Source organism: Amycolatopsis sp. NPDC048633 (genome assembly GCF_040650695.1).
GTDB lineage: Bacteria > Actinomycetota > Actinomycetes > Mycobacteriales > Pseudonocardiaceae > Amycolatopsis.
In genome coordinates, this window is record NZ_JBEZHS010000001.1 from 1,246,811 (window position 1) to 1,273,583 (window position 26,773).

Here is a 26,773-nt window from a genome sequence, read left to right on the forward strand (position 1 = left end):
GCGAATGACTCATTCGGGGCGCGGGAGGTCGCGAATGAGTCATTCGCGACCTCCGGAACCGGGCGGGCCGGGGGTGCGCGCTCGCGGCGGAGACGTCATGAACGACTCGTTCACCGCGTCCGACGTCATGAACGACTCGTTCATGACGTTCGAGCCGCCGCACCCGACCAAGCGGCACCCGGCCGAGACCCGGGTCACGGACTCAGCGAACTCACAGCGCCCACCGAGCACCATCCAGCCGGTGACCGTCCGAAGCCCGCTCCGTACCCGCGCGTCCGTGACCGCCGGGCGGATCACCGCCTCGCTCTCCCGCCGTGCCGGCCTCGGCCGTGGTGGGGTCATCGGCGGCCGCGTCACCCTCGCCCTCGATCCGAAAGCCCTCAAAAGGCTCGGCCGGGAACGCACCGTCGTGCTCGTCACCGGCACCAACGGCAAGACCACGACCGCCCTGATGATCACCGAAGCCCTCGAAGCCCTCGCCGAGGTCGCCGCCAACAGCGACGGCGCCAACATGCCCGACGGCATCCTCGCCGCGCTCGCCGCAAGCCCCGAAGCGCCGTACGCCGTTCTCGAAGTCGACGAGACCTACCTGCCTTGGGTCGCCGAGCAGCTGGAACCCGCGGTGCTCGTGCTGCTCAACCTCAGCCGCGACCAGCTCGACCGCGTCGGCGAGGTGCGCTCGACCGAACGCGATCTGCGCGCCGCGATCGGTGGCCATCCCGGAACCACGATTGTCGCCAATTGCGACGACGTTCTCGTCACCTCCGCGGCGACCGCGGCCGCCAGGCCCCTCTGGGTCGGCACCGGCCGCCGCTGGACCGGGGACTCGACCGCCTGCCCGCGGTGCGACGGCCTGATCCGCCACGCCGGAGAACACTGGAGCTGCGCCTGCGGCCTCGCCCGCCCCGAGCCCACCTGGACCCTCGACGGCGACCTCGTCCGCACGCCCGGCGGCCGTCAAGTCGACTTGGACCTGCGGCTGCCCGGGGACGCGAACCGGGCGAACGCCGCCTTCGCGCTCGCCGCCGCGCACCGGCTCGGCGTGCCGCCGCACACCGCCGCCGCGCGGCTGCGAACCATCACCGACATCGGCGGCCGCTACCGGACGATCCGCCGGTCGCGGCACTCCGTGCGGCTGATGCTGGCCAAGAACCCGGCCGGCTGGGCCGAAACGCTGCGGGTGCTGGACGAGGACACCCCGGTCGTCGTCGCGGTCAACGCCCAGGAAGCCGACGGCCGCGACCTGTCCTGGCTCTGGGACGTGCACTTCGAACGGCTGCGCGGCCGCCAGGTCGTCGTCACCGGCGAGCGCGGCGCCGACCTCGCCGTGCGGCTCTGCTACGCCGAAGTCGCGCACTGGGCCGAGTCTGACCCGGTCGCCGCGATCGACGCGCTGCCGCCCGGCGGCGTCGAGCTGGTCGCCAACTACACAGCCTTCCGCGACCTGGTGGGCAGGCTGCCCGGTGCGTGACTCGATCGTCCACATCGGACTCCTGCTGCCCGAGGTGCTCGGCACCTACGGCGACACCGGCAACGCGCAGGTCCTGTGCCGGCGGCTGCGCTGGCGCGGGTTCGACGCCGAGGTCGTGCCGGTCGGGCTCGGTGAGCCGGTGCCGTCCACTTTGGACCTCTACCTGCTCGGCGGCGGCGAGGACGGCGCGCAGGCCCTGGCCGCGGCCCACCTGCGCAAGTACCGGCGAGCTCTGACGCCCGAGGCGGTGGTCTTCGGTGTCTGCGCCGGCCTGCAGGTGCTCGGCACGCGCTTCCGCGGACTCGACGGCGTCGACCACGACGGCCTCGGCCTGCTCGACCTGACCACCGAACCCGGCGAGCGGCGGGCGGTCTCCGAGCTGGTCGCGACGTCGTCTGACATCCTCGGCCACGCACCGCTCACCGGGTTCGAGAACCACCTCGGCGCCAGCAAGCTCGGCACCGGCAGCGAGCCGCTCGGGCAGGTCGTGCGCGGCACCGGCAACGGCGACGGCACCGAAGGCGCGGTGACCGACCACATCGCCGGCACCTACCTGCACGGCCCGGCCCTCGCTCGCAACCCCGCGCTGGCGGACCTCCTGCTGACCTGGGCGGCCGGGCAGGCGCTGCCGGCGCTCGAGCTGCCCGAGGTCGACCGCCTGCGCGGTGAACGCCTCGCGCGCCGCCGCCGGACGTCGTGATGGCCGGTTACGCTGCGTTGATGAAACTGGGCAGCGTGCTCGCGGCGACCGGCGTCCGGATGCGCACCACCGCGGTGGCCGTCTTCGCGCTCGCGCTGGCCATCGCGGCCGCGCTCGCCGTGGTCGTGGTGCTGCTCGAGGAGTCGCTCGACCGCAGCGTCACCGAGAGTGCCCGCAGCACCGGCCGCCAGGTCGCCATCCAGCTCGTCCGCGAAGGCGCGCGCGACCTCAGCGCGTCCGACGTCGCCAGCACCGGCGACACCGAGGCCGTCACCCAGGTGCTCAACGCGCGGGGTGTGCCGATCGCGAGCGACCCGGCGATCGTCGGGCACCCGCCGCTGACCACCGCCCGTCCGGTCGCCGGGCACGAGACGGTCGAGACGCTCCCGCTCGGGCTCAACGGCGACGGCGACGACTACCGCGTCGTGTCGCAGCAGGTCAACGGGCCGGGTGGGCCGTACACGGTGGTCTCCGCGCGGTCGCTGGAGCCGGTGACCGAGGCGTCGACCCGGCTGACGCTGCTGCTCGGGCTGATCGCGATCCCGCTGCTGGCGATCTCCGGCCTCGCGGTCTACCGCGCGGTCGGCTCGGCGCTGCGGCCGGTCGAGCGGATGCGCCGGACCGTCGCCGAGATCTCGACGCGCGACCTCGCCGCCCGCGTCCCGCTGCCGCCGGGTGGCGACGAGGTGCACCGCCTCGCCGTGACGCTCAACGAGATGCTCGGCCGGCTCGCGTCGGCGCAGGCGGCGCAACGCCGGTTCGTCGCGGACGCCAGCCACGAGCTGCGCTCGCCGCTGTCCACGATCAGCACCGCGCTCGACGTCTCCGGGCGGCACCCGGAGAGCGCCGGGGACCTGGTGCCGGTGATCGCCCGGGAGACCGCGCGGCTGCGCGAGCTCGTCGACGACCTGCTGATGCTGGCCCGCACCGACGACACGACCGACCGGCCGTCGCGCACCGAGGTCGACCTCGACGACATCGTCCGCGCGGAGGCCGAGCGGGTCCGCGGCGAGTGCGCGCTGGACGTCGAGGTCCGGGCTGGGCCGGCGAAGGTGCGCGGCAGCGAAGCCCAGCTGCGGCGGGCGGTGCGGAACCTGGTCGACAACGCCCGCGGGCACGCCCGCTCGCACATCCGCGTCGCCAGCTCGGTGCGCGGCGACCTCGCCGTCGTCGAGGTGAGCGACGACGGCCCGGGCGTCGGGGAGGCCGACCGCGAACGGATCTTCGAGCGGTTCGTCCGGCTCGACGCGTCGCGCCAGCGCGGGCACGGCGGCACCGGGCTGGGCCTGCCGATCGTGGCGGGCATCGCGGCGCGCCACGGCGGCCGGGCGCGCTACGCCGCGTCGGAGGAGCCGGGCGCGCGGTTCGTGCTCGAGCTGCCGGTGCTCGACCTGCCGGAGGAGGAGTAGTGCGGCTGCTGATCGTGGAGGACGAGCGCGAGTTCGCGGAGACGCTGCGGCGCGGCCTGGTCGCCGAGGGGTTCACCGTCGACGTCGCGCACACCGGCCGGGAAGGCCTCTGGCGGGCCTCCGAGCAGGAGTACGACGTCGTCGTGCTCGACATCATGCTGCCCGAGCTGTCCGGCTACGAGGTGCTCAAACGCCTGCGCGCGGCGGAGAACTGGACGCCGGTGCTGATGCTCACCGCGAAGGACGGCGAGTACGACGAAGCCGACGCGTTCGACCTCGGCGCCGACGACTACCTGTCGAAGCCGTTCTCCTTCGTCGTCCTCATCGCCCGGCTGCGCGCGCTGCTGCGCCGCGGCGCGCCGGCCCGGCCCGCCGTGCTGGAGGCGGGCGACCTGCGGCTCGACCCCTCGGCCCGGACCGTCCACAGAGGACAGCAGCGGATCGAGCTGACCGCGCGGGAGTTCGGGCTGCTGGAGTTCCTGCTGCGCCGGGCGGGCACCGCGCTGACGAAGAACGAGATCCTCGGCCACGTCTGGGACGCGCACTACGACGGCGACGAGAACGTCGTCGAGGTCTACATCGGCTACTTGCGGCGCAAGATCGACGTCCCCTTCGGCACCCGCACCATCGAGACGGTCCGGGGTGTCGGGTATCGGCTCGTGGACGTTACTCGATCGTAACCTTCCGGGCGGAATCGGGGAATTGGTGCGGCCGGGTGTCTGCCGTTGCGCCGTTTGCCTCCGCTGGTTGCCACGGAAAGCCCAGTGGTTCCCGCGAACCGGTGAAAAATACCGTGTCGTGGCTCTCCTGCGAGCGGTTGTGCCCGTTGCTACGGTGGGCACCACCCGAGACCAGGAAAGCGATGACGGAATCGCCGAAGCCGTTCCCTGCCCCCAGTAACAATGTTCAAGAGCCCTCTGAGAAATCCGTTTCCCGGCTCCGCGCCGCCGACGCCATTCGCGAAGCGAGGGTCCAGTTCGGCGTGGTGACCGGGTTGACCCCGCACGCCGTGACCGGGGTTCGGACCCGCGCCGACGGCGGCTGGTCCGTGCTCGTCGACGTCGTCGAGCTGGCCCGGATCCCGGACTCCACCAGCGTGATGGCCACCTACCGGGTGGACGTCGACGGGGCCGGCGAGCTCGCCGCGTGCGAGCGGCTGCGGCGGTTCACCCGGGGCGCCACCGATTCCTGAAAGGAAGGTCGACCGATTGGCCGCTTCGTCCGATTCATTGGCGGACATTCTGGAACGCGTCCTCGACAAGGGTGTGGTGATAGCCGGTGACATCGGCGTCAGCGTCGTCGACGTCGAATTGCTGACACTGCGGATCCGGTTGTTCATCGCTTCGGCGCAGACCGCCCGGGAAATGGGGATGGACTGGTGGACGAACGACCCGTTCTTCGCGCCGAATGCGGCGCGCGAGGAACTGGGGAAGGCGGATCTGGCGGCCCGGGTCGCCGAACTGGAGGCGCGGCTGCCCGCGCCGAGCGGGACGGGAGAACCGCGGTGAGCGACTGGTTGTGCGCGTACGCGATCACCCGCAACCGGCCGGCCACTTGGGACATCGGCGCGCCCCGGCTGATCGGCTACCGGGACCTCGGCGTGGTCGTCTCCGAAGTAGCGCCGGCGCGCTTCGACCGGATCGACACGCTCGACCCGGTCGACGGCGCGCTGGTCGAGCTGGCCCGTGAGCACGACGCCGTGGTGCGCGCGGTGTTCCGCCACGGAGCCGTGCTGCCCCTGCGGTTCGGCACGATCCTCGACGGTGAGGACGCCGCCCTTCGGCTCCTGAAAGCCGGTTACGACCAGGCCCGCGACTGCCTCGACGAAGTGGCCGGGCACCGCGAGTGGGGTGTCCGCGTGCGGCACGCCGAACCCGCCACGACCACCCGGCCGGACGCCACGGGCCTGACCGGCACGCAGTACCTCGTCCGGCGCCACGAACGGCTGAAGGCGATCCGGCGGGCCCGCGAGGACGTCGGCACTGCCGCCGGCCGGCTCCAGGACGCGCTGCGCCGGCACGCCGCCGACAGCATCGGGCGGGCCCGGCCGCACGGCGTGCTGGTCAACACGGCCTTCCTGGTCGAAACGGGGCGGGAGGCCGCGTTCCACGCCGAGTTCGAGTGGTTCGCCCGCGAGCTGCGTGAGGCGGGCGCGACGGTCGAGACGTCCGGGCCGTGGCCGCCGTACTCGTTCACCGACGTCGAGCTCGGGGCGGCCGATGGCTGACACCGTGGCGATCACGGGCACCCAGGCCGCCGAAGCCGTCGCCGACCTGCTCGACCGGGTGGTGCACCGGGGCGCGGTGGTGACCGGCGACGTGCTCATCTCGCTCGCCGGCATCGACCTGGTGCGGCTCGACCTGCGGCTGCTCCTGCTCGGGATCGAAGAATGACCGAGCCGCTCCGGATCCCCGCCGACGCGGGCCGCGGGCTCGGCCACCTCGTCGTCACCGTGCTCGACATCCTCCGCGAGGTGCTGGAAAGGCAGGCGCTGCGCCGCCTCGACGCCGGCACCCTCACCGAAACCCAGATCGAAGACCTCGGCCAAGCCCTGATCGCGCTCGATCTCCGGTTCGCGGAGATCCGCGCGGCCCTCGACGAAAGGATCTAGGTGACCAGACCGGGACAGACCGGCGGCGGCCTCGCCGACACGCTCGACATCCTGCTCGACAAGGGACTCGTGATCGACGCTTCGGTGCGGGTGTCGGTGATCGGGATCGAGCTGCTGGCGATCGAGGCCCGGATCGTGATCGCCAGCGTCGACACCTACATCCGCTACCTCGAAGCGATGCAGCGGCTGCAGAACACCCCCGTGCCCGGGCAGATCTCGCAAGGGCTCGGGCAGACGACCGGGCTGATCCCGCCGCCACCGCCCACGCCCGCGGTGGCCGTGCCGGTCGAGCCGGCGATCCCGGTCGACCAGCCGTGACGCTGCAGCTCTACGGCGTCGTGCGCGCCGGGCACCCGCGGACACCGCGGACGGTGTGCTGGGAGGACCTGGCGATGGTCGTCGGCGAGCCCGAGCCGGACCCGGCGGTGCACCTGGCGGTGGTGTCCGCGCTGGTGGAGGGCGGACCGGTACTGCCGGTCCGGTTCGGCACCGTCGCCGACGACGAAGACGCCGTCCGGGACGAGGTGCTCGCGCCGGCCGCTGACGAGTACCGCGCCGACCTCGACCGGCTCGACGGCCTGGCCGAGGTGCACGTCTGCCTGCGGTTCACCGAACCCGGCTCGGCGTGGCGCTCGGCGCGCTCGGACGGGCTGCTCATGGAGGTCGCCGAACGGGCCCGCGACTCCGTGGCGCTGCCGGCCGGCGACAGCGCCGACGAGCGGTGGGCGTTCCTCGTCGGGATGGGCGACCTGCTCGTCGTGCGGGACGCCGTCGCCGGCCTCGCCCACGGCGGCGTCGAGGCCGACTGGCTCGGGCCGCTGCCCGCGTACAGCTTCCTGGAGCGGCGGACGTGCTCCCGCTGGAGCTGGTGAGCGACGGCGGAACAGCTGCTGAACACTCTTTTCGGTACTGGCCGCCGTGGCTCGCGGTCGGCGATCCTGGCCAGGTGACCACCAGCGAAGTCGCGGCACTTCCCCGCGCTTTCGGCGGGCCCGGCTCGGGGCCGGGCCAGTTCCGCGCGCCGTCCGGGATCGCCGTCGACGGGCGCGGACGCGTGTGGGTGGCGGACACCGGCAACGACCGCGTGCAGGCGTTCACCCGCGACGGCGCGCTCGTGCGCGTGCTGGCCGGGCGGCTCAAGGCGCCGGAAGGGGTCGCGGTCGACGCGGCGGGCAACGTCTACGTCGCCGACACCGGCAACCGCCGCGTGGTGCAGTTCTCGTGGTGGGGCGGGTTCGTGCGCGAGTTCGGCGACTTCGGCCGGCCTCGCGCGGTCGCGCTGGACCGGGCCGGCCGGCTGCTGGTCGACGACGCCGGACACCGGCGCGTCGCGCGGTTCGACACCCGCACGGGCGCGCCGCTGACCGACACGACCGAGCCGATCAGCTCACCGCGGGACGTCGCCGATGATGGAGTGGGCGGTGTCTGGGTCGCCGAGACCGGCAACCACCGCATCGTCCACTTCGGAGCGTCGGCCTAGGTGTTTTCGGCCAGCAGCGGCAGCAGGCGATCCCAGTGGCGCCGGAGAGCGGCGGGGTCGAAGGCGTCGGTGTCGGACATCGTGAAGCCGTGGACGGTACCGGGGTAGATCTCGGACGTGTAGTCGACGCCCGCGGCGTCCAGGGTCCGGTTGAGCTCGCCGAGCGCCTCGGGCGTCAGGTCGGTTTCCGCGTGGCCGAAGTGGACCCGGGCGGTGAGCCGCTGCAGGTCCGGCCCGGCGGCCTGCACCGGGGCGTGGAACGCGGCGAGGGCGCCCACTCGCCCGGGGTGGGCCGCGGCGGTGCGCGTCGCGAGGAGGCCGCCGATGCAGTAGCCGGTCACCGCGACGGGCCCGGCGCCGACCTCGGGCCTGGTGGTGAGGAACCGGAGGTACGCGTCGGCGTCGCGCAGGACGCGTTCGGTGGTGTGGGCCGTTATCAACGGCATGAGCCGCGCGAAGATCGCGGGCCTGGCTTCTTCGCCGATGTGCTCGGGAAGCTCGAGCACCGGGGTCGGGCCGGTCCGGTAGAAGACGTTGGGGACGAGCACGTAGTACCCGTGACCGGCCAGTTCGCGGGCCAGGTCGCGCAGCACCGGACGGATCCCGAAGCCGTCGGGGTACATCAGCACCCCGGGGTGCGGTCCGCCCTCGCCGGGGAAAGCGGCGAACGCGTCGGCTTGACCGTCCGCGGTGGGAATCTGCGCCGTGTTGGTGAGCACTGTCCTCCGTCTAGTTCTTCGAGATCGCGGCCGTCGCGCGGACGACGGCGGTGCAGCGGTTCTCGACGTACTCGAGCCCGCCTTCTTCGGCGATCTTGCGGGCTTCGGCGGAGACGATGCCCTGCTGCAGCCACAGCGCCTTGGCGCCGATCTCGACGGCGTCGCGGGCGATGCCGGGGGCTTCGGGGGACGGCCGAAAAACGTCTACGACATCGACCGGCTCCGGGATGTCCTTCAGCGACCGGTACACCTTCTCGCCGAGCAGCTCGGTCGCGCTCGGGTGCACCGGGATGATCCGGAACCCGTGCGCCTGCAGCACCGCCGGTACGCCGTGCGCGGCCTTGGCCGGGTCACGGCTCAGGCCGACGACCGCGATGGTCTTCGCGTCCGCCAGGATCTCTTCTGCCTTCATACCGGTGGAACGCTCCGCGCGGCTCAAAGCTTCCAGAGCCGCAGGCCGCGGACGCGGTAGACGGGCCAGATCACATGCCACGGCTTGCGGCGGGCGAAGGTTGCGGCACAAGTGAGGATGTTGCGGGCCGACGTCGTCGCGACTTCGTGGCGGTCCTCCCAGACCTCGCCCTTCGCGCCGACGGCGATGCGGAACACCGTCAGCAGGCCACGGCCCTGGAGGTCGTACTTCGCGCCGGTGTCGCCGGAGTCCGGGGCGAGCTCGGCGATTTCGGCGCCGAACGCGCGGGCCGCCTGCGGCGCCACCTCCGCGGGCACCACGCCGACACTGCGCGTGATCGCCTTGCCGTGCAGGCGCCGCGCGTACCGGTGCAGCAGTGAGCGTTCCCACCACGGCAGCAGCCGCTGGTGGGCCAGCAGCGCGGCGCACTCGCCGTGCCCGATCGCGAAGATGCTCGTCAGCTCGTCGTAGGCGCCGTTCGTCGCCGGCTCGTTGAGGTGCAGCCGGACCTCGAACCGCGTCCGCGAGGTGAGTTCGTCGAGCAGCTCGCGATGATCGAGCCGCGCCTTCGCGCGGGAGAGGGACCAGTCGGACATCGGACCTCCAGGCGTCGCGCACAGGCTAAACGGCGCGCGGCGCCCGGAACAGGAGTTTCAGCCGATCTTCTCGCCGTACATCTCGCCGAGCGGGTCGGAGATCAGCTCGACGCGGGCACCGTCCGGATCGGACAGGTAGATGGAGGTCTTGCTCTCCAGCAGGTACTGCACGCCGGCTTCGTCGAGCTGGTCCTTGATCACGCTCCACCGTTCGGGCGTGACGGACAGGGCCAGGTGGTGCAGTCCACCGAGGACTTCCGCGTACGGACCGAGGTCCAGACCGGGCAGGTCGAAGAAGGCGACGGCGTTGCCGTTGCCGACGTCGAAGAAGAAGTGGCTGGAGCCGGGGTAGTCGCGGTTCTCGATCAGCTCGGTGAGCGGGAAGCCCAGGATGTCCTGGTAGAACGCGATGGTCCGCTCGACGTCGCTGGAGATCAGCGCGGTGTGGTGGATGCCGCGCCCGTTCGTCGCCGGGCGGTCGGCGGCCGGGTGCAGGTGGCGCTCGCGCAGCTCGTCACGGATTTCGGCGAGCTTGGTGACCTCGGCCTGGGTCGGTGCCATGTCCCTCACGTCCCTTCCTGGTGGTGTCCCGAACGCTACGCTCCATTTATCTCGCGCGCAAGAGGTTGTCTGGCGAGAGGTCCGCTGGGCGGAACATCGAGGCTTGTGTACGGACTGGGTGCACGGCAGAGTTCCCGGCGTGGACGTCAGCAAGGTGCAGGAGGCCGCCGCCGTACTGGGGCGGGCCTACGCGACGCGCGAACCGATCGAGCCGCTGATCAAGACCTACCCGGAAGCGGGGATCGAGGACGCGTACCGGATCCAGCAGGAGCAGGTGCGGCAGTGGGTCGAAGGCGGTGACGCCGTCCGCGGGCACAAGGTCGGGCTCGCGTCCGCCGCGATGCAGCGGCAGATGGGCGTCGACCAGCCCGACTACGGGCACCTGACCGGCAGCATGTTCCACCTCGAGCACCAGGCGATCCCGACGTCGGCCTTCCTGCAGCCGCGGATCGAACCGGAGATCGCCTTCGTGCTCGGCTCGGCGCTGCGCGGCCCCGGCGTCACGGTCGCCGACGCGGTGCGCGCGGTGGACTTCGTGCTGCCGTCGCTGGAGATCGTCGACTCGCGGATCCAGGACTGGAAGATCTCGCTGTTCGACACGATCGCCGACAACGCGTCTTCCGGCGGGGTGGTGCTGGGCAGCAGCCCGACGGCGCTGGGTGCGGTGGACCTGCGGCTGGCCGGCTGCGTGCTGTACCAGAACGGGCAGGTGGCGGCGACGGGCGCGGGCGGCGCGGTGCTCGGCTCGCCGCTGAACTCGCTGGTGTGGCTGGCGAACACGGTGGGGCCGCTGGGCGTCACCCTCGAACCCGGGCACGTCGTGCTGCCGGGGTCGATGACCCGGGCGATCCCGGTGTCGCCGGGCGACACGATCGTCGCGACCATCGCCGGCCTCGGCAGCGTCACCGCGGTCTTCGCGCCTGTTTCGGAGGAATCATGAACGTGCGCGAGGCGGCCGCCGCGCTGCTGGGGACGGTTTCGGAGCGCTCGCCGCTCTCGGAGGACTGGCCGGGGCTGGACGTCGACACGGCGTACGCGATCCAGGACGAGGCCCTGCGGCTGCGGCGGGCCCGCGGCGAGACGCTGGTCGGATTGAAGCTGGGCCTGACGTCTCGGGCGAAGCAGCAGCGGATGGGCATCGACTCGCCGCTGCTGGCCTGGCTGACGGACGCGATGGTCCTGCCGGCGGGCGCGCCCCTGCCGCACGACTCGCTGATCCACCCGCGCGCCGAGCCGGAGTTGGTCTTCGTGCTGGGTGAGCGGCTGGCGGGCCCCGGCGTGACGGCGGCGACCGCGTTGGCCGCCGTCGACCGCGTGTACGGCGGCATGGAGGTCATCGACAGCCGGTACGCGGACTACCGCTTCACGCTCCCGGACGCCGTCGCGGACAACGGCTCCTCGGCGTACTTCAGTGTCGGCCCGGTCGGTCTGCCGCCGTCTTCTCTGGACCTCTCCCTGGAAGCGGCTCTGCTGGAGGTCGACGGCCAGATCGTCGACACGGCCACGGGCGCGGCCGTCCAAGGTCACCCGGCGGAGGCCCTGGCGCTGGCGGCGAACGCCCTCGGCGCGCGGGGCTTGGCCCTGGAGCCGGGCTGGCTGGTCCTGACCGGCGGCATGACGGACGCGGTCCCGGTCCGCCGAGGCTCCCGAGTCGCAGCCCACTTCTCCCACCTGGGCTCGATCACCCTCTCGTCCTAGGCCGTGTCGACCCTCAAATCACGCGTGATGCCCCTCTGATCACGCGAGATGCGCGCCCAATCACGCGAGTTCCGTGCTCAATCACGCGAGATCGGAGTTTCCGCCCGGTCGGCGATGCGCGTGATGCCCCGGACCACCCGCGGCCAGACCGCGCGGGGCAGGTCGTGGCCCATGCCGGGGACGATGTCGAGGTCCGTGCCGGGGATCGCGCGGGCCGTCGCGCGGCCGCCGGACACGTGGACCAGCGGGTCGCGGGCGCCGTGCACCACCAGGGCCGGCACCCGGACGCGGCGCAGCCGTGGCCCGCGGTCGCGTTCGGCCATAATCGCCGCGAGCTGGCGCAGCGTCCCGCCCGGGTGGACGCCGCGGTCGAACGTGCGCTCGGCGCGGTCGCGCATGCGCGCTTCGTCGAACGGGTAGCCCGGCGAGCCGATCAGCCGGAACGTCCGCACGAGCATCTCGACGTAGTCCGCGCGGGTGCGCGGCGGCGTGCTGACCAGCATCGACATCGCTTTGCCGCTCGGCCGGCCGACCAGCCGCCCGCCGGTGCTGGACATGATCGACGTCAGCGACAGCACCCGCTCGGGATACCGGATGGCGAGGGTCTGCGCGATCATCCCGCCCATCGACGCACCCACGACGTGCGCGGCCGGGACGTCCAGGACGTCCAGCAACCCGGCGGCGTCGGCGGCCATGTCCGCGAGCGAGTACGGCGCGCGGTGCAGCAGGTACGCCTGCGCGAGGTTGGCCCGGCCGCGCATCCGGCTGGACCGCCCGGCGTCCCGGTTGTCGAACCGGATGACGTAAAACCCCTGTGTGGCAAGGGCTTCGCAGAACTCCTCGTCCCACCAGATCATCGGCGCGCCGAGGCCCATGACGAGCAGCAGCGGCCGGCCGCCCGCGTCGCCGAACGTCTCGTGGCACAGCTCGACGCCGCCGACCTCCGCGACGCGTTCCGCCATCAGGCCTCCCGGGTGTGCTCGGCGGCCAGCTTCGTGAGCTCGGCCAGCGCGTCGTGCAGGTGATCGATCAGGTCCCAGACGTCCGGGATCAGCTCGCGGCAGGCGACGAACCCGAAGTCCAGCTTGCCGTCGTAGGACATCACGGTGATGTTCAGCCCGCCACTCGCGTCGGTGATCGCGGACACCGGGTAGTTCGCGAGCAGCCGCGCGCCCGCGAGGTACAGCGGGCTCTGCGACCCGGGGACGTTCGACACGACGAGGTTGACCACCGGCGCGGTGGCGCCGAGGAACTTCATGGTGGCGCGGGCGGCGAGCCCGCCGAGCGCGGCCGGGAGCATCCCGCTGAAGTCGACCAGCCAGGACGCCGGCAGCGGCTGGTACCGCTGTTTCGCGGCGACCATCGCGCTGGTGACCTCGGCCAGCCGCGCGGCGGGGTCGGCGAGGTGCGTCGGCAGCGGCGCGAGCATGACCGACACCTGGTTGCCGGCGTCCTTCGCCTGCTCGGGCGTGCGCACCGACAGCGGGACGAGCGTGACGAGCGGCTGGTCGGGCAGGGCGTCGTGGTCGACGAGCCACCGGCGCATCACGCTCGCGCACAGCGCCATCACGACGTCGTTCACCGTGACGCCGAAGGCGTTCTTGACGTGCTTGACCTCGTCGAGGGGCAGCGAGCCGTACGCGAACCGGCGGTGCGGGCTGATCGGCCCGTTGAACGGAGTGTCCGGCGCGACGAGCCGCGGCCGGTCGGCCTCGTGCCGTCCGGAGCCCTGGCGGGTGACGCGGTTGAGCACGCTGCCGGCCTTCGCGAGCAGCCCGACGCCGGGGTAGCGCCCGAGGCCGGGGACTTCGTCGAGGTGCTGCAGCAGCTTCGGCACCTGCATGGCGGCTTTGACGGGGTGCAGCGCGAGCTTCTTCGTCCCGTTGAGGGCGAGTGCGACAGGAGTGGGGACGGACTCCTTCTGCGGTGTCTTCGGCGGTTTCAGCGGCGGCGGTTCGGCGGTGGTGTCCATGAGGACGCCGATGAGCTCGGCCCCGGAGACGCCGTCGATGGCGCTGTGGTGGACCTTCGTGTAGACGGCGACGTTGCCGTCCTGCAGGCCGTGGACGAGGTAGGCCTCCCACAGCGGCCGCCGCCGGTCGAGCGGCCGCGCGGTGAGCCGCGCGATCTGCTCGGCGAGCTGCCGCTCGTCGCCCGGGGCGGGGAGGGCGATCTCGCGGACGTGGTACTCGAGGTCGAACTCGGGATCGTCGATCCAGTAGGGGTGGTCGAGCCCGAGCGGCACGGGCAGCAGCCGCCAGCGGAGCGGTTTCGCGAGGTGCAGCCGCTCGCCGATGAGTTCGCGGAGGTCGTCGAGGGTCAGGGTGGCGTTCGGCGCGGTGGCGGGATCGAGGATCGAGAGGCCACCGACGTGCCCGGTCGTGGTGGTCGACTCGGCGTTGAGGAACTGCACGTCCAGGGCGGTGAGCTGACGCATCGCGCCTCCTCGGGCTGGGCACGCCAGTCTGCCCCGCGGGGTCGGCGGGGGTAAATCCGCTGGCCGGGTGCGGCGATCCACCCGCTCGGACGGTCAGAAGGCCTTCATACCGACCTGCCCGGTGTACCTGGTGCGGGGTGCGGCGCTTCTCGTGGCGACGACGAGACCGTGCCGGTGGCTCGCGGCGCTGGGACCTCGGTGCCGTTGCGGTACGCGCGCGCCTGGATTTCGAACAGCTCGTGGTACGTGCCGCGCGCGCGGATCAGCTCGTCGTGGGTGCCCTGCTCGATCAGCCTTCCCTTCTCCAGCACCAGGATCCGGTCGGCTGACCGGATGTTGGCCAGGCGGTGCGTCACCAGGACCGTCGTGCGGCGGCCGTGGTGGGACGTGCTCGCGTGCTGGAGACCCGCGAACACCCGGGCCTCCGCTCGGGCGTCCAGCGCCGCCGTCGGTTCGTCGGCCACCAGGACCGAGGCGTCGCGGTAGATGCCGCGAGCGATGCCCATGCGCTGCCACTGGCCGCCGGACAGGTCGTGGCCCTCGTCGAACTTCTTCGACAGCACCGTGTTCTCCTTGGCGGGCAACGACTCGATCACCTCGTCCGCGCCCGAGTAGTCCACCGCTTCGCGCCACGCCCGGTGGTCCGGGTCGGCGCGGCCGAGGCAGCCCACCGTGATGTTGTTCGCCGCCGTCATCGGCCACTCCGCCGGTTCCTGCGCGATCACCGCGATGTTCGCGTGCACCGACGCCGGGTCGGCGTGCGCGAGGTCGATGTCGTCCCATCGCACCACGCCTTCGTCCGGTGGGTACAGCCCGGTCAGCAGCTTGCCGAGAGTGGTCTTGCCCGACCCGTTTTCGCCGACGAGCGCGACCACCTCGCCGCGCTTGATCGTCAGCGAGATGTCCCGCAACGCCGGGCTTCCCCGGCCCGGGTAGGTGAACGTGACGCCCTCCAGCCGGATCTCGGCCGGGTCCGCGGGCGCGGACAGCGCCGCCGGCGGCGGTTGCAGCTTCGCCGACTCCACCAGCAGCTGGTTGTAGAACCCGATGTAGAACGAGTCCTCGTACAGCGAGTTGACCGCGCGCATGGTGTTGGACAGCGCCGTCGACGCCGTGCGCATCGCCAGCACCGCCGTGCCGGCCAGCGCCAGCTCCATCCCGCCGGAGTAGAGCAGCCAGCCGAGCACCAGGTACGCGACGGCGGTGCCGAACCCGGCCGCCGCCCGGCCGGTGGTCCGCACCAGGTTGCTGCGGTGCGCCAGCCGGACCTCCTCCCGCGTCAGGCTGCGCGAGATGCGCCGGTACTCGCCGAGCAACGGCTCCTGCAGCGTCAGCGCGTGCCGTTCGAGGGCCATCGACCGCCAGGTCGCGACCTCCTCGACGACCGATTTGCGGATGTTGCGCCCGACCGTGTCGATGAAGTGCCGGTAGTTCAGCTTCGCGACGCGGGCCGCGGCCCAGCCGTCGGCCGCCGCGGCGAGCAGCAGCACCGGGGCCAGCCACGGGTTGAGCAGCCCCGCGGTGAGCATCGCCGCCGCGAGCGAGATCGCCGACGACGTCAGGTCGGCCACCCGGCGCAGGCTGGTCTCGATCGCCCGGACGCCGAACCGCGCGCCTTGGCGCGCCAGCTCCCGGAAGTCCGCGTCCTCGAACGCGATCAGCCCGACGCGCACGACCGCCGCCGTCACTGCGTCGTCGGCCGCCGCGGTGACGCGTGGCCGCAGCGCTCCCTCGACGGCCGCGACGGCGGCGTCGAGCAACGCGCGCGCCGCGTACGAACCCATGACGACCGCGATCGCCGGCAGCGACTGCCGCACCCGCTCCGGGGTCGGGCCCTGTTCGAGCAGGGCGGTGAAGACGTTCGCGGTGGCGAGCAGCCCGAACGCCGTGACGCAGCCGGACACGACGTGCACGAAGCCGGCCAGCAGCGTCAGCCGCGGCGACGTCCGCCAAGCCAGCCGCAGCACGACGGCGATGGCGGCCGGCAGCGCGCGCACGGCTTGGCCGAACCCGGCGTCGGCCACGCGTTCGTCGACGCGCGCCCACTCAGGCATCTTCAGGTTCTCGACCCCGATCAGCGGGGGCGATTCCGTGGTGTCCTGGGGTGTTCCGGCGGATCTGCGCACGCCTACATCTGTACTCCGGGGGTCCGACAGTTCCGGCCGCCCGCGCGGCGGCGGGCTCCCGGTGGGCGGGTGCAGGCGCTAGGCCGTTCGGGTGAAAGTAATCGTTTTCTCTGGGCCTCCGGCGGCATCGGGGACACACTCGCTGCAGGGCGCGGAAACAAGCAAGATGGAATAACTAATAATTGTTGTGTAATTGACCCAGCGCTGGGCCGCCCGTGTCGGCAGGCCCGCGGATGTGGTGGCAGAGACCGGAAACAGGTGACGTCCTCGGGTCAGGGGGGAGGGGCGTCGCCTGTTTCCTCCTACCCGTTTTCCCGGGTGTACCGCGCCCGCAGGAATGGGCTGAATTCGCGGTCTTCGCCCATCTTGACGTCGATTTCGTGCGTCAGGGTGTCGCCGTCCGGGGTGAGCCGGTGCCGGGCCACCCCGCGAGCGGTCTTCTTGTCCAGGACGAGCGTGGCGCCGTCCCAGTCGCCGCGGGCGGGTGACTCGGGCGGGAAGCCGTAGCTGTCGAAGCCGTACCAGAGCGTTTCGCCGGTCCGCGGGTCGACGGTGAAGATGTTGTGCCCCAGGAACTCCGAGCCGTCTTCGCGGTGCTGGCGGTAGTGCTGGATCAGTGCGAAACCGTTGAGTGCCAGGCGGTATTCGCAGGTCGCGCGTGCGGTCGAGGCCGGCGCCCATGGCGAGGCGGCGAGGTCTTCGGTGCCGGTCCAGTCGCCGGCGAAGGCCTTCAGGGCGTCGTGCGCGGGGCCGAGGGTGGGCATGTCCATGGTCGTCTCCATTTCGACAGGTACCTGTCGATGTGCGAGACTAGCACGCATGCGGTCCCTTCGAGCCGAGACGTTCACCCGGGTGATCGACGCGGTCTTCGCGTGCAACGGCGGCTTCCTGGCGGCGGGTGACGCGCTGACCGAGCCGGTCGGGCTGACGGCGGCCCAGTGGCAGGTGCTCGGCTTCCTCGAGGACGGCCCGGCGACCGCGGCGGAACTCGCGCGTCGCCGTGGCCTGCGGCGCCAGAGTGTGCAGGAGACGGTGAACCGGTTGCTGCGCAACGGAATGCTCGACCGCCTGCCGAACCCGGCTGACGCGCGGGCGCCCCTGTTGTCGGTGACGCGGCAGGCGAAGGAAGCGCTGCGCGAGCTGGGGGCGGCGCAGGTCGACTGGGCGGAGGGCGTGGCGGGATCCGTGTCCCAGGAGGACCTGGAGACGACGCTGCGGACCTTGCGGCGGCTGCGGGAGGTCGTGGCCCAGCCGCGGTTGCTCTGAGGTCAGTTCGCCGCGCCGGGACCGGGGAGCGGGTCGACGTCGCGTGCGTGCATCGGCTCGCCGCAGTGGGTGCAGCGGAGGTCGACGCTGGTGATCTCGCCGCACGCGTGGTGCCGGTAGAGCACCGGCGGGCCGGCCTCGCCCGCGAGCCACTTGTCGCCCCAGCGGGTCATGACCATGAGCATGTCGACGAGTTCGGTGCCCTTTTCGGTCAGGACGTACTCGTAGCGCGGCCGCCGGTCGTACGGCCGCCGCTCGACGATGCCCTGGTCGGCGAGGTGGTTCAGGCGCTCGGTGAGGACCTTGCGGGAGATGCCGAGGTCGGCCTGGATCTGTTCGAACCGGCTGACCCCGACCCACACGTCCCGCAGGATCAGCGGTGACCAGGGCTCGCCGATGACGTCGAGCGTGCGCGCGATCGAGCACGCGGCCAGTTCGCTGAAGTTCGTCCGCTGCATGAGGGCCACTTTACCACTCAGGGTTCCCTTAAGGAACTTGAGCTGCTACGGTTCTGGAGTCTCCTCAAGGAACTCCGAAAGGATCGCGGCGATGAGCAAGGTCTTCAGTGCCCACGCGGTATCGGTGGACGGGTACATCACCGGCCGCGGCGCCGGCCCCGGGCACGGCCTCGGCGACGGCGGAACGCTTTTCGACTGGTACACCGACGGCGACACGCAGAGCCGGGTGTTCGACTTCTTCAACCTCAGCGAGCCGAGCGCCCGCGTCTTCGACGACCTCGCCGGCCGCGTCGGCGCGATCGTGGCGGGCCGCAACACCTACGAGGACTCGGACCACTTCGGCGGCGGCAGCCCGCACCCGAACGCCCCGCTCTTCCTCGTCAGCCACCGGCCGGCGCCTGAGCTGACCGAGCGGCAGACCCTGTTCGGCGACGTCAAGGAAGCCATCGAGGCCGCGCGAGAGGCGGCCGGGGGTAAGGACGTCGGCCTCATGGGCGGCGGTGTCCTGACCGCGGCGCTGGCGGCGGGCCTCGTCGACGAGTTCGTCCTGCACCAGGTGCCCGTCCTGCTCGGCGGCGGCCGGTCCTTCTTCCAGGAACTGCCCTCGCACATCCGGCTGCGGCTCGTCGAAGCCGTCGTCGCCCCCGGCGTCACCCACCTCCATTACGCAGTGAACTGAAGGGGAAACACCATGATCAACGCTGACGTCCGCCGCATCGTCGAAACCGCCGTGGTGGGTCACCTCGCCACCCTCCTGCCCGACGGAGCCCCGCACTCGATCCCGGTCTGGGTGGACCCGGAGGGGGAGTACCTCGCGATCATGACCGGGCCGGGCTCGCAGAAAGCCCGCAACCTGCGCCGCGACCCGCGGGTGGCGCTGTCCCTGACCCCGGCGGACAACCCGTTCGAGCCGGTGATCATCCGCGGCCGCTTGGCCGAGTGGATCGAGGGCGACGCCGCCTGGGCGATCGTCGACCGGATCGCGACGAAGTACATCGGCCAGCCCTACTCGCGTGACGAGGTACGCGTCGTCGGGCTGATCGAGGTCGAACGGCAGAGCGTCGGCATGAGCTGACGTCAGTCCGGCTTGATGCCCAGCAGGGTCAAGAACGTGCGGAACCCCGCGGGCACGTCGACCTGAGCCGGGTCGAGGAGCCACTGCAGCTGCAGGCCGTCCAGGACCGCTATCGCGATCGGGGCCAGCTGTTCCGGGGTGGCCCCCGGGGGAAGCTCGTCGCGGTGGCGTTCGAGCATCTGGGTCATGCCCGCCCGCACCCGCTCGTAGCGGTCGTGGAAGTACTCGCGCGCCGGGTGGTCCTCCGTGACGCTGTCCGCCGACAGGACCGTGTACGTCTGGGCGATCCCCGGCCGGGACGCGTTGTAGTCGACCAGTTCGGCCAGCTGGTTGACCGTCATCGCCGACTCGTCGCCCGGCGGGGCGTGCCCGAAGTGCAGCAGGTCCCACTCGTCGCGGGCCTCCAGCACCGCCGCCAGCAGATCCTCCTTCGCGGGGAAGTAGTGCATCAGTCCCTGCTGGGTCAGCCCGACGCGCTCGGCCACCGCCGCCAGCGATGTGCCGCGATAGCCACGTTCGGCGATCACCTCGAACGCCGCTCGGACGATGCTCGCTCGGCGGTCGGCGCCCCTGGCCCGGGTCATGATCCCGAGCCTACGGGACAGGCTGTCACGGAAGCGTAACGTTCACTACTCATCGCCAGGTACAGTACGTCTCCATGAGCTTCGACGTCGACGCGCTGCTGGCCGAGCTCGACCTGGACGCCAAGGCGGGCCTGCTCGCCGGCCAGGACGTCTGGAGCCTGCCCGCGCTCCCGCGGGTCGGGCTCCAGTCCCTGGTGCTCTCGGACGGCCCGGTCGGCGTCCGCGGGGTGCGGTGGAGCCCGGACGACCCCTCGGTGACGCTCCCCAGCCCGACAGCGCTCGCCGCGAGCTGGGACCCGCGGCTGGCCGTGCGCGCCGGCAGGCTGCTCGCGCAGGAGGCCCGCCGCAAGGGCGTGCACGTCCTCCTCGCCCCGACGGTCAACCTCCAGCGCTCGCCCCTGGGCGGCCGCCACTTCGAGTGCTACTCGGAAGATCCCCTCCTCACCGGGATGATCGGCGCCGGCTACGTCACCGGCGTGCAGGACGGCGGGGTCGCCGTCACGGTCAAGCACTTCGTCGCCAACGACTTCGAGACCGAGCGCTTCACCGCCGACGTCCACGTCGGCGAGCGCGCGCTGCGCGAGCTCTACCTCGCGCCGTTCGAGCTCATCGTCCGGCGGGCGAAGCCGTGGGGGATCATGGCCGCCTACAACAGCGTCAACGGCACCACGATGACCGAGCACGCCGAACTGCTCAACGGCGTGCTGCGCGACGAATGGGGCTTCGACGGCTTCGTCGTCTCCGACTGGCTGGCCGCGCGCGACACCGTCGCCTCCGCCAATGGCGGCCTCGACGTCGCGATGCCCGGCCCCCGCACGGTTTTCGGGAAGCAGCTCGCGGAAGCCGTGCGCGGCGGCGAAGTCGACGAAGACGTCGTCGACGAGATGGTGCGCCGCGTGCTCCTGCTGGCCCACCGGACCGGCGCGCTCGGCGGCAGCCCCGTCACCGCGCAGTCCACTGTGGATGGCGACGCGATCGCGCGCGAGGTCGCGCACCGGTCGTTCGTGTTGCTCAGCAACGAAACCGGCGTGCTCCCCCTGCGCGAACCGCAGAGCATCGCCCTGATCGGCGCGCTGGCCGCGGACCCGAAGATCCTCGGCGGCGGCAGCGCCACCGTGTTCCCCGATCACATCGTCTCCCCTCTCGACGGCCTCCGGAGGGCCGTTCCCCCCGGCACCGACCTCGCGTTCGCCATCGGTGCCGATCCGCGAACGACGCTACCGCCGGCCACCGACAATTTCCGGCTCCGCGCGACCGCCAAGGCCGCGGACGGCACCCGATTGGCTGAATTTCCGCTCAGGGAAGCCAAAATCCACTGGATCGGCGAGCTGCCGAAGGGGCTCGACCTCGCCACGCTCGCGTCGGTCGAGATCGAAGGCACCTACCTGCCGGAGCGAAGCGGCACGCACACCTTCGCCGTCACCGGCCCCGGCGACCTCCGTCTCGACGTCGGCGGCCAGACCCTCTTCGACGGCGTCAACCTGCCCGAAGGCGGTGACGTCTTCACGTCGATCATGCAGGTGATCGAGCAGCGCCGGGAGGTCGAGCTGACGGCGGGCGAGCTCGTCGACGTCAGCCTGACGTACTGGATCCCGTCGGAGATGGCGGAGTTCGCCCGCGGCACCTTCGCCTGGGTCACCTTCGCGCTCGGCCACCGCGGCCCGGTGCTCGACCCGGACGCCGCCCTCGACGAAGCCGTTGCCCTGGCGGGGAAGTCGGATGTCGCGGTCGTCGTGGTCGGCACCACCGCCGAGGTCGAGAGCGAAGGCTACGACCGGACTTCCCTGGCGCTGCCGGGAAGGCAGGACGAACTCGTCGCCAGGGTCGCGGCGGCCAACCCGAACACCGTGGTCGTCGTCAACGCCGGCTCCCCGGTCGAACTGCCGTGGCGGGACGACGTCGCCGCGGTGCTGCTCACCTGGTTCCCCGGTCAGGCCGGCGGCGACGCGCTCGCCGACGTCCTCCTCGGCCGCGAAGAGCCCGGCGGCCGGTTGCCGACGACCTGGCCGGTGCGGCTCGAAGACGCGCCGGTTACCGACGTGACGCCGGAAGAAGGCGTCCTCGAGTACGGCGAAGGCGTGTACATCGGCTACAGCGCCTGGGCGCGCGCAGACGCACAACCCGCGTACTGGTTCGGCCACGGCCTGGGCTACACGACCTGGGTGTACGAGGAGCTGGACGTCTTCCCGGACGACGAAGGCGGCGCACGCGTCCGGGTCCGCGTACGCAATTCGGGGACGCGCAAGGGTCGCGAAGTCGTCCAGCTCTACCTGGCCCCGACCGAACGCGGCGACCGGCCGCCGCGCTGGCTGGTCGGCTTCGCGAGCGTCGAAGCGGGCCCCGGCGAGGCCGTCGAGACCGACATCGCCATCAGGCCGAGGTCCGCCGAAGTCTGGCGCGACGGCTGGCAGCACATCGCCGGCGAGTACGTCCTGGAGGCTTCGCACTCCTACGCTCAGCCGCGGCTGAGCACGAGAGTCGTTCTTCAGAAAATCCGTTGACGGGGACTCGCGAGCCCTCTAACTTCGGCCGAGCACCCCGAACGAGCGAAAGGGAGGTGGGTCCGATGATCACGCAACCGATCACGCGCTCCCACCTCGCCTCGAGGGTGCCGGGTTTCTGACCGGGAGCGTGTACTCCCGGAAGGACTTCCATGACCGATCTGGTCGTGCGCCCGCTCGAAGCGGGCGAAGAAACACTGTTCACCTCCCTGCCCGACCGCGGTCTCGTCGGCCGCAAGCTGTTCGGCAACGACTTCGTCGAGATGGCCGCGAAGGGCGAATACCGGCCTGAGTGGGTCTGGGTCGCGCTGCGCGACGACGTCGTCGTGGCGCGGGCCGCGTGGTGGGGCACGCCCAAGGACGAGACGCCGATCGCGCTCGACTGGTTCGACTTCACCGACTTCGACGCGGGCGTCGAGCTGCTGAAGCGGGTGCCGCTGCGCGCGGAGTACTCCCTGACCACGCCGCCCGGCTGGCAGGACGACCCGGACGTCGCGCACGAGGTCACCATCCGCGTCGAGGCGGCCGAGAAGGCGGGCTACCGCAAGCTCGTCGAGCGCTACCGGTTCTGCTGGACGCCCGGAAACGGCCTGCCGGAGCGACCCGGCAGGCTCGAGTTCCGGCCCGAGCCGGACGACGGCGTGTTCCTGGACGTCTTCAAGCGGGTGCACGTCGGCAGCCTCGACGCGCACGTGCGGAAGACGATCGAGGAGCACGGACTCGACGCGGCCGCGCGCGAAGACCTCGACATCATGCTGTGGATGCCGGCGCCGCGGGACTGGTGGCGGCTGGCGTACACGCCCGAGGGCGAGCTCGTCGGGCTCACGCTGCCGAGCCGCAACGCCTACGACCCGGTGGTCGGGTACGTCGCCGTGGTGCCGGAGCAGCGCGGCCACGGCTACGCGTACGACCTGCTGGTCGAGGCCACGCACGACCTCGTCGGGTACGGCGCGGACAAGATCGTCGCGGGCACCGACGTCGGCAACGTCCCGATGGCCAAGGCCTTCGCCAAGGCGGGCTACCCGGTGACGCAGCACCGCATCGACCTGGTGTGACCCCCCGAGGCGGCCGCGTCTTGCCCGGCGCGGCCGTCTCGCGGTACCGTCGCTAGAGCGATCTATCAAGTCGGTTACAGGGGGCCCGAGATGGACGTTCTGCAGGAGAAGGGTCTGACGCCGCTTCGCGTGATCCTTGCCTTTTCGCTGCTCAGCACCACAATCCACTACACGCACAACACCATCCGGGTGGCGGACTACCCGCAGCTGCCGGGCATCCCGGCGATGGTTTCGGGGATCGTCGTCGCCTTCGGCTGGGTGCTGTTCACGACGTTCGGCTGGCTCGGCTACCGCGCGTACCGGCAGGGCCGCTACCCGCGGGCGCTGGCCTTCCTGCTGGTCTATTCGCTGGCCGGGATGATCACCCTCGGCCACTTCTTGACCGGCGTGCCGCAGATCCCGGGGTTCTTCTTCGCGACGATCTTCACGGATGCCGCAGCGGGGCTCGCGCTGTGGGTGTTCCTCACGTGGGCCTGGGCGACGCTCAACCGGGTGACCTCGCGAGATCAAGTTTCTACACAACATTGACGTTCGTCGGAACTATGTAGACACTCGGATGAGTGACCACCACCACACCGGTGACCTTCGACCGCCGTCCGGACGAGTACCGCCACTGGCGCCTCCAGCTCGACGGGGAGGTGGCCTGGCTGGAACTGGACGTCGACGAACAGGGTGGGCTCGTCCCGGGCTACGAGCTCAAGCTCAACTCGTACGACCTCGGGGTCGACATCGAGCTGTACGACGCCACCCAGCGGCTGCGGTTCGAGCACCCCGAGGTTCGCGTGGTGGTGGTGACCAGCGCGAAGGACAAGGTCTTCTGCGCCGGCGCGAACATCCGGATGCTCGCCGCGTCCGAGCACCACTGGAAGGTGAACTTCTGCAAGTTCACCAACGAGACGCGCAACGGCATGGAGGACGCCACCGCGCACTCCGGCCAGACGTACGTCGCCGCGGTGAACGGCACCTGTGCCGGCGGGGGCTACGAGATCGCGCTGGCCTGCGAAAAGATCCTCCTGATCGACGACAACTCGTCGACCGTCGCGCTCCCCGAGGTGCCGCTACTCGGTGTGCTGCCCGGTACCGGTGGCCTGACCCGGGTCGTCGACAAACGGCGTGTGCGCAGGGATCTCGCCGACGTCTTCGCGACGCGCTCGGACGGCGTCAAGGGCAAGACCGCGGTCGACTGGCGCCTGGTCGACGAACTGGTGCCGCGGCAAGGATTCCGCGAGGCCGTGGCGAAGCGGGCCCGCGAGATCGCGCGCGAGTCCGACCGGACCGGTGAGGGCGGCATCGAGCTGACCCCGCTCGAACATCGCTATGTCGACATAGAAGTGACCAAGGATCAGGCCACGATCACCATCAAGGGGCCCGAGAACGACCCCGGTGACCTGCACGAAGAAGGCGCGAACGGCTGGTTCCTCGCCATGACCCGCGAGCTGGACGACGCCATCCTGCGGCTGCGCACCAATGAGGTCGAAGCCGGCACCTGGATCCTGAAGACGCAGGGCGACCCGGAGAAGGTGCTCGCGCACGAACGGGCCGTGTTCGGCGCGAAGGACTGGCTGGGCAACGAGATCACGCAGTACTTCAAGCGCACGCTCAAGCGTCTCGACGTCACCAGCCGCACGCTGATCGCGCTGATCGAGCCCGGCAGCTGCTTCGCCGGGTCGCTGCTCGAACTCGCGCTCGCCGCCGACCGCCAGTACCTGCTGGACGGGCCGCCGATCGACGACGAAGAGTCCGACGAACGCGCGACGATCAGGCTCAGCGAAGCCAACTTCGGCCCGTTCCCGATGGGCAACGGCCTGACCCGCCTGCAGACGCGCTTCTACGGCGACGAGGACCACCTCGCCTGGCTCGCGCGCGAAAAGAACCACGAGCTGAGCGCGGCCGAAGCCGTCGAACTCGGCCTGGTCACCGACGCCCCGGACGACCTCGACTGGGAGGACGAGATCCGGATCGCGCTCGAAGGCCGGGCGTCGCTGTCCCCGGACGCCCTCACCGGCATGGAAGCCAACCACCGGTTCGTCGGTCCCGAGACCATCGAGACCAAGATCTTCGGCCGGCTGGCGGCTTGGCAGAACTGGATTTTCACCCGGCCGAACGCATCCGGGCCGGAAGGCGCGCTGCGCCGATACGGTACGGGTCAGAAGGCCGTCTTCGACAGGAAGCGGGTCTAGCGCAGATGCCCGAGAAGATCGACTACGACGCCAAGATCCCCAACAACGTCAACCTCTCCGAGGACCGGCGGCTGCAGCGCGCGCTGGAGGGCTGGCAGCCGAAGTTCATGCACTGGTGGGGCGAGATGGGCCCGACGCTGGAGACGCAGGGCGTCTACCTGCGCACCGCGGTCAGCGTCGGCCGGGAGGGGTGGGCGCACTTCGACCACGTCAACGTCCCGGACTACCGGTGGGGCATCTTCCTCGCCGAGCGCGACCCGGACCGGCGGATCGCCTTCGGGGAGCACAAGGGCGAGGAGGTCTGGCAGCAGGTGCCCGGCGAGTACCGCGCCGACCTGCAGCGGCTGATCGTCATCCAGGGCGACACCGAGCCGGCGTCCGTCGAGCAGCAGAAGCTCCTCGGGCTCACCGCGCCGAGCCTCTACGACCTGCGGAACCTGTTCCAGGTCAACGTCGAAGAGGGCCGGCACCTGTGGGCGATGGTGTACCTGCTGCACGCCTACTTCGGCCGCGAAGGCCGTGACGAGGCCGAAGGGCTGCTGCTGCGCAATTCCGGCAGCCCGGACGCGCCGCGCATCCTCGGCGCGTTCAACGAGGAGACCGCCGACTGGCTGGCCTTCTACATGTTCACCTACTTCACCGACCGCGACGGGAAGTACCAGCTCGGCACGCTCAAGGAGAGCTCCTTCGACCCGCTCTCGCGCACCTGCGAGTTCATGCTGAAGGAGGAGGCACACCACATGATGGTCGGCACCACCGGTGTCGACCGCGTGGTGATCCGCAGCGCCGAGCTGATCCGCGAGCACGACACGCGCGACATCGGCCCGCACGGTGGGATCCCGCTCGAGCTCATCCAGAAGTACATCAACTTCCACTACACCGTCTCGCTCGACCTGTTCGGCAGCGAGACGTCGACCAACGCGGCGAACTACTACACCGCCGGGCTCAAGGGCCGCTGGCAGGAGACGCGCCGCAAGGACGACCACAAGCTCACCGGGGACGCCCGCACGCTGGAGAAACCGGCCGGCGACGGCACCTGGACGTCGGAGGAGCTGCAGGCGATCCTGTTGCTGAACCTCGACCTGCGCAGCGAGTACGTGACGGACTGCCAGACCGGCGTGAAACGGTGGAACAAGATCCTCGCCGACGCCGGCATCGACTTCACGTTCCGCTTGCCGCACCCTGGCTTCAACCGGGAAGTCGGCATAAACTCCGGCCACCACGTCACTCCCGACGGCACCATCGTCGACGAGACGACCTGGCAAGCCGGCAAGAACAAGTGGCTGCCCACCACCGAGGACCTGACGTTCGTCCGCTCGCTCATGCACCCGGTGTACGAGCGGGGGAAGATCGCGAGCTGGGTGGCCCCGCCGCGGCAGGGCATCAACGGGAAGCCCTTCGACTACGAGTACGTCTACCTCACGTAGGAGGCCT

General features: G+C 71.2%; 32 protein-coding genes. 22 read left to right on the forward strand and 10 right to left on the reverse strand.

The genetic code is table 11. The features are described from left to right. Nucleotides 1-277: 277 nt before the first annotated feature. From AB0C38_RS06285 to AB0C38_RS06340, 12 genes are all read left to right on the forward strand, one after another. Complete coding sequence (locus tag AB0C38_RS06285) at nt 278-1,471, forward strand: MurT ligase domain-containing protein (protein ID WP_360667546.1); 1,194 nt, start codon at nt 278-280, stop codon at nt 1,469-1,471. After that, the gene (locus AB0C38_RS06290) at nt 1,464-2,171 is read left to right on the forward strand and encodes a glutamine amidotransferase (RefSeq protein ID WP_360667242.1); all 708 of its coding nucleotides are present in this window, start codon (nt 1,464-1,466) and stop codon (nt 2,169-2,171) included. The genes AB0C38_RS06285 and AB0C38_RS06290 overlap by 8 nt, the downstream gene beginning before the upstream one ends. Before the next feature lie 20 nt (nt 2,172-2,191). Next, nucleotides 2,192-3,580 carry an ATP-binding protein gene (locus AB0C38_RS06295; protein ID WP_360667245.1) on the forward strand — a complete coding sequence of 463 codons (1,389 nt, stop codon included), beginning with the start codon at nt 2,192-2,194 and terminating at the stop codon, nt 3,578-3,580. Continuing rightward, a complete protein-coding gene (locus AB0C38_RS06300; RefSeq protein ID WP_360667248.1) occupies nt 3,580-4,260 on the forward strand; it encodes a response regulator transcription factor in 681 nt (226 codons plus the stop codon). The genes AB0C38_RS06295 and AB0C38_RS06300 overlap by 1 nt, the downstream gene beginning before the upstream one ends. A gap of 182 nt (nt 4,261-4,442) precedes the next feature. After that, nucleotides 4,443-4,772, forward strand: a complete 330-nt coding sequence (locus AB0C38_RS06305; protein WP_360667251.1) for a gas vesicle protein — start codon at nt 4,443-4,445, stop codon at nt 4,770-4,772. Next, nucleotides 4,765-5,088, forward strand: coding sequence for a gas vesicle protein (locus AB0C38_RS06310; RefSeq protein ID WP_360667549.1), 324 nt, complete (start codon nt 4,765-4,767; stop codon nt 5,086-5,088). Before AB0C38_RS06305 ends, AB0C38_RS06310 begins: the two co-directional genes overlap by 8 nt. Beyond that, nucleotides 5,085-5,807 carry a GvpL/GvpF family gas vesicle protein gene (locus AB0C38_RS06315; RefSeq protein ID WP_360667254.1) on the forward strand — a complete coding sequence of 241 codons (723 nt, stop codon included), beginning with the start codon at nt 5,085-5,087 and terminating at the stop codon, nt 5,805-5,807. The genes AB0C38_RS06310 and AB0C38_RS06315 overlap by 4 nt, the downstream gene beginning before the upstream one ends. Next, nucleotides 5,800-5,973 carry a gas vesicle protein GvpJ gene (gvpJ, locus tag AB0C38_RS06320; protein WP_360667257.1) on the forward strand — a complete coding sequence of 58 codons (174 nt, stop codon included), beginning with the start codon at nt 5,800-5,802 and terminating at the stop codon, nt 5,971-5,973. Before AB0C38_RS06315 ends, gvpJ (AB0C38_RS06320) begins: the two co-directional genes overlap by 8 nt. Then, the gene (locus AB0C38_RS06325) at nt 5,970-6,191 is read left to right on the forward strand and encodes a gas vesicle protein K (protein WP_360667260.1); all 222 of its coding nucleotides are present in this window, start codon (nt 5,970-5,972) and stop codon (nt 6,189-6,191) included. The genes gvpJ (AB0C38_RS06320) and AB0C38_RS06325 overlap by 4 nt, the downstream gene beginning before the upstream one ends. Further along, nucleotides 6,192-6,509, forward strand: a complete 318-nt coding sequence (gvpJ, locus tag AB0C38_RS06330) for a gas vesicle protein GvpJ (protein WP_360667263.1) — start codon at nt 6,192-6,194, stop codon at nt 6,507-6,509. Further along, nucleotides 6,506-7,063, forward strand: a complete 558-nt coding sequence (locus tag AB0C38_RS06335) for a GvpL/GvpF family gas vesicle protein (RefSeq protein WP_360667266.1) — start codon at nt 6,506-6,508, stop codon at nt 7,061-7,063. Before gvpJ (AB0C38_RS06330) ends, AB0C38_RS06335 begins: the two co-directional genes overlap by 4 nt. 74 nt (nt 7,064-7,137) lie before the next feature. Then, entirely contained in the window at nt 7,138-7,671 is a 534-nt protein-coding gene (locus AB0C38_RS06340) for an NHL repeat-containing protein (protein WP_360667269.1), read from the forward strand. Here AB0C38_RS06340 and AB0C38_RS06345 read toward each other — a convergent pair. The 4 genes from AB0C38_RS06345 to AB0C38_RS06360 are packed head-to-tail and all read right to left on the reverse strand — an operon-like array spanning nt 7,668 to nt 9,959. Then, nucleotides 7,668-8,390, reverse strand: coding sequence for a dienelactone hydrolase family protein (locus tag AB0C38_RS06345; protein WP_360667271.1), 723 nt, complete (start codon nt 8,388-8,390; stop codon nt 7,668-7,670). The genes AB0C38_RS06340 and AB0C38_RS06345 overlap by 4 nt on opposite strands. A 10-nt stretch (nt 8,391-8,400) precedes the next feature. Continuing rightward, nucleotides 8,401-8,802 (reverse strand): CoA-binding protein, encoded by a 402-nt coding sequence (locus AB0C38_RS06350; RefSeq protein WP_360667274.1) that lies wholly within the window; start codon nt 8,800-8,802, stop codon nt 8,401-8,403. Between the two features lie 23 nt (nt 8,803-8,825). Further along, the gene (locus tag AB0C38_RS06355) at nt 8,826-9,398 is read right to left on the reverse strand and encodes a hypothetical protein (protein WP_360667277.1); all 573 of its coding nucleotides are present in this window, start codon (nt 9,396-9,398) and stop codon (nt 8,826-8,828) included. 57 nt (nt 9,399-9,455) lie between these two features. Continuing rightward, the gene (locus AB0C38_RS06360; protein ID WP_360667280.1) at nt 9,456-9,959 is read right to left on the reverse strand and encodes a VOC family protein; all 504 of its coding nucleotides are present in this window, start codon (nt 9,957-9,959) and stop codon (nt 9,456-9,458) included. A 139-nt stretch (nt 9,960-10,098) separates the two neighbouring features. Between AB0C38_RS06360 and AB0C38_RS06365 the strand changes: the two genes are divergently transcribed. Continuing rightward, a complete protein-coding gene (locus AB0C38_RS06365) occupies nt 10,099-10,899 on the forward strand; it encodes a 2-keto-4-pentenoate hydratase (protein ID WP_360667283.1) in 801 nt (266 codons plus the stop codon). Beyond that, nucleotides 10,896-11,657: a fumarylacetoacetate hydrolase family protein gene (locus AB0C38_RS06370; protein WP_360667286.1), complete on the forward strand. Its 762-nt coding sequence runs from the start codon at nt 10,896-10,898 to the stop codon at nt 11,655-11,657. Before AB0C38_RS06365 ends, AB0C38_RS06370 begins: the two co-directional genes overlap by 4 nt. A 77-nt stretch (nt 11,658-11,734) precedes the next feature. Here the strand turns inward: AB0C38_RS06370 and AB0C38_RS06375 are convergent, their stop codons facing one another. From AB0C38_RS06375 to AB0C38_RS06390, 4 genes are all read right to left on the reverse strand, one after another. After that, a complete protein-coding gene (locus AB0C38_RS06375) occupies nt 11,735-12,619 on the reverse strand; it encodes an alpha/beta hydrolase (RefSeq protein WP_360667289.1) in 885 nt (294 codons plus the stop codon). Beyond that, the gene (locus AB0C38_RS06380) at nt 12,619-14,094 is read right to left on the reverse strand and encodes a wax ester/triacylglycerol synthase family O-acyltransferase (protein WP_360667292.1); all 1,476 of its coding nucleotides are present in this window, start codon (nt 14,092-14,094) and stop codon (nt 12,619-12,621) included. The genes AB0C38_RS06375 and AB0C38_RS06380 overlap by 1 nt, the downstream gene beginning before the upstream one ends. A gap of 104 nt (nt 14,095-14,198) precedes the next feature. After that, nucleotides 14,199-16,148 carry an ABC transporter ATP-binding protein gene (locus AB0C38_RS06385; RefSeq protein ID WP_360667552.1) on the reverse strand — a complete coding sequence of 650 codons (1,950 nt, stop codon included), beginning with the start codon at nt 16,146-16,148 and terminating at the stop codon, nt 14,199-14,201. A gap of 374 nt (nt 16,149-16,522) precedes the next feature. Beyond that, entirely contained in the window at nt 16,523-16,990 is a 468-nt protein-coding gene (locus AB0C38_RS06390; protein ID WP_360667294.1) for a DUF1579 family protein, read from the reverse strand. Nucleotides 16,991-17,039: 49 nt separating this feature from the next. On the opposite strand from AB0C38_RS06390, the gene AB0C38_RS06395 reads away from it, so the two are divergent. Beyond that, nucleotides 17,040-17,486 carry a helix-turn-helix domain-containing protein gene (locus AB0C38_RS06395; protein WP_360667297.1) on the forward strand — a complete coding sequence of 149 codons (447 nt, stop codon included), beginning with the start codon at nt 17,040-17,042 and terminating at the stop codon, nt 17,484-17,486. Between the two features lie 2 nt (nt 17,487-17,488). Here the strand turns inward: AB0C38_RS06395 and AB0C38_RS06400 are convergent, their stop codons facing one another. After that, a complete protein-coding gene (locus tag AB0C38_RS06400; RefSeq protein WP_360667300.1) occupies nt 17,489-17,944 on the reverse strand; it encodes a helix-turn-helix domain-containing protein in 456 nt (151 codons plus the stop codon). A gap of 91 nt (nt 17,945-18,035) precedes the next feature. Between AB0C38_RS06400 and AB0C38_RS06405 the strand changes: the two genes are divergently transcribed. Together AB0C38_RS06405 and AB0C38_RS06410 are read left to right on the forward strand one after the other, a co-directional pair. Next, nucleotides 18,036-18,623, forward strand: a complete 588-nt coding sequence (locus tag AB0C38_RS06405) for a dihydrofolate reductase family protein (RefSeq protein WP_360667303.1) — start codon at nt 18,036-18,038, stop codon at nt 18,621-18,623. Nucleotides 18,624-18,635: 12 nt separating this feature from the next. Further along, nucleotides 18,636-19,019, forward strand: coding sequence for a PPOX class F420-dependent oxidoreductase (locus tag AB0C38_RS06410; protein WP_360667306.1), 384 nt, complete (start codon nt 18,636-18,638; stop codon nt 19,017-19,019). Between the two features lie 2 nt (nt 19,020-19,021). Here AB0C38_RS06410 and AB0C38_RS06415 read toward each other — a convergent pair whose 3' ends face one another. Beyond that, on the reverse strand, nt 19,022-19,603 hold the full coding sequence (locus tag AB0C38_RS06415) for a TetR/AcrR family transcriptional regulator (protein ID WP_360667309.1): 582 nt from the start codon (nt 19,601-19,603) through the stop codon (nt 19,022-19,024). Nucleotides 19,604-19,677: 74 nt separating this feature from the next. Between AB0C38_RS06415 and AB0C38_RS06420 the strand changes: the two genes are divergently transcribed. From AB0C38_RS06420 to boxB, 5 genes are all read left to right on the forward strand, one after another. Next, the gene (locus tag AB0C38_RS06420) at nt 19,678-22,104 is read left to right on the forward strand and encodes a glycoside hydrolase family 3 C-terminal domain-containing protein (protein ID WP_360667312.1); all 2,427 of its coding nucleotides are present in this window, start codon (nt 19,678-19,680) and stop codon (nt 22,102-22,104) included. A 152-nt stretch (nt 22,105-22,256) separates the two neighbouring features. Continuing rightward, on the forward strand, nt 22,257-23,159 hold the full coding sequence (locus AB0C38_RS06425; RefSeq protein WP_360667315.1) for a GNAT family N-acetyltransferase: 903 nt from the start codon (nt 22,257-22,259) through the stop codon (nt 23,157-23,159). Nucleotides 23,160-23,249: 90 nt separating this feature from the next. Further along, nucleotides 23,250-23,687, forward strand: coding sequence for a hypothetical protein (locus AB0C38_RS06430; protein WP_360667318.1), 438 nt, complete (start codon nt 23,250-23,252; stop codon nt 23,685-23,687). Nucleotides 23,688-23,719: 32 nt separating this feature from the next. Further along, nucleotides 23,720-25,339, forward strand: a complete 1,620-nt coding sequence (gene boxC / locus AB0C38_RS06435) for a 2,3-epoxybenzoyl-CoA dihydrolase (protein WP_360667321.1) — start codon at nt 23,720-23,722, stop codon at nt 25,337-25,339. Nucleotides 25,340-25,344: 5 nt separating this feature from the next. Continuing rightward, nucleotides 25,345-26,766, forward strand: coding sequence for a benzoyl-CoA 2,3-epoxidase subunit BoxB (boxB, locus tag AB0C38_RS06440; protein ID WP_360667324.1), 1,422 nt, complete (start codon nt 25,345-25,347; stop codon nt 26,764-26,766). Nucleotides 26,767-26,773 lie beyond the last annotated feature (7 nt).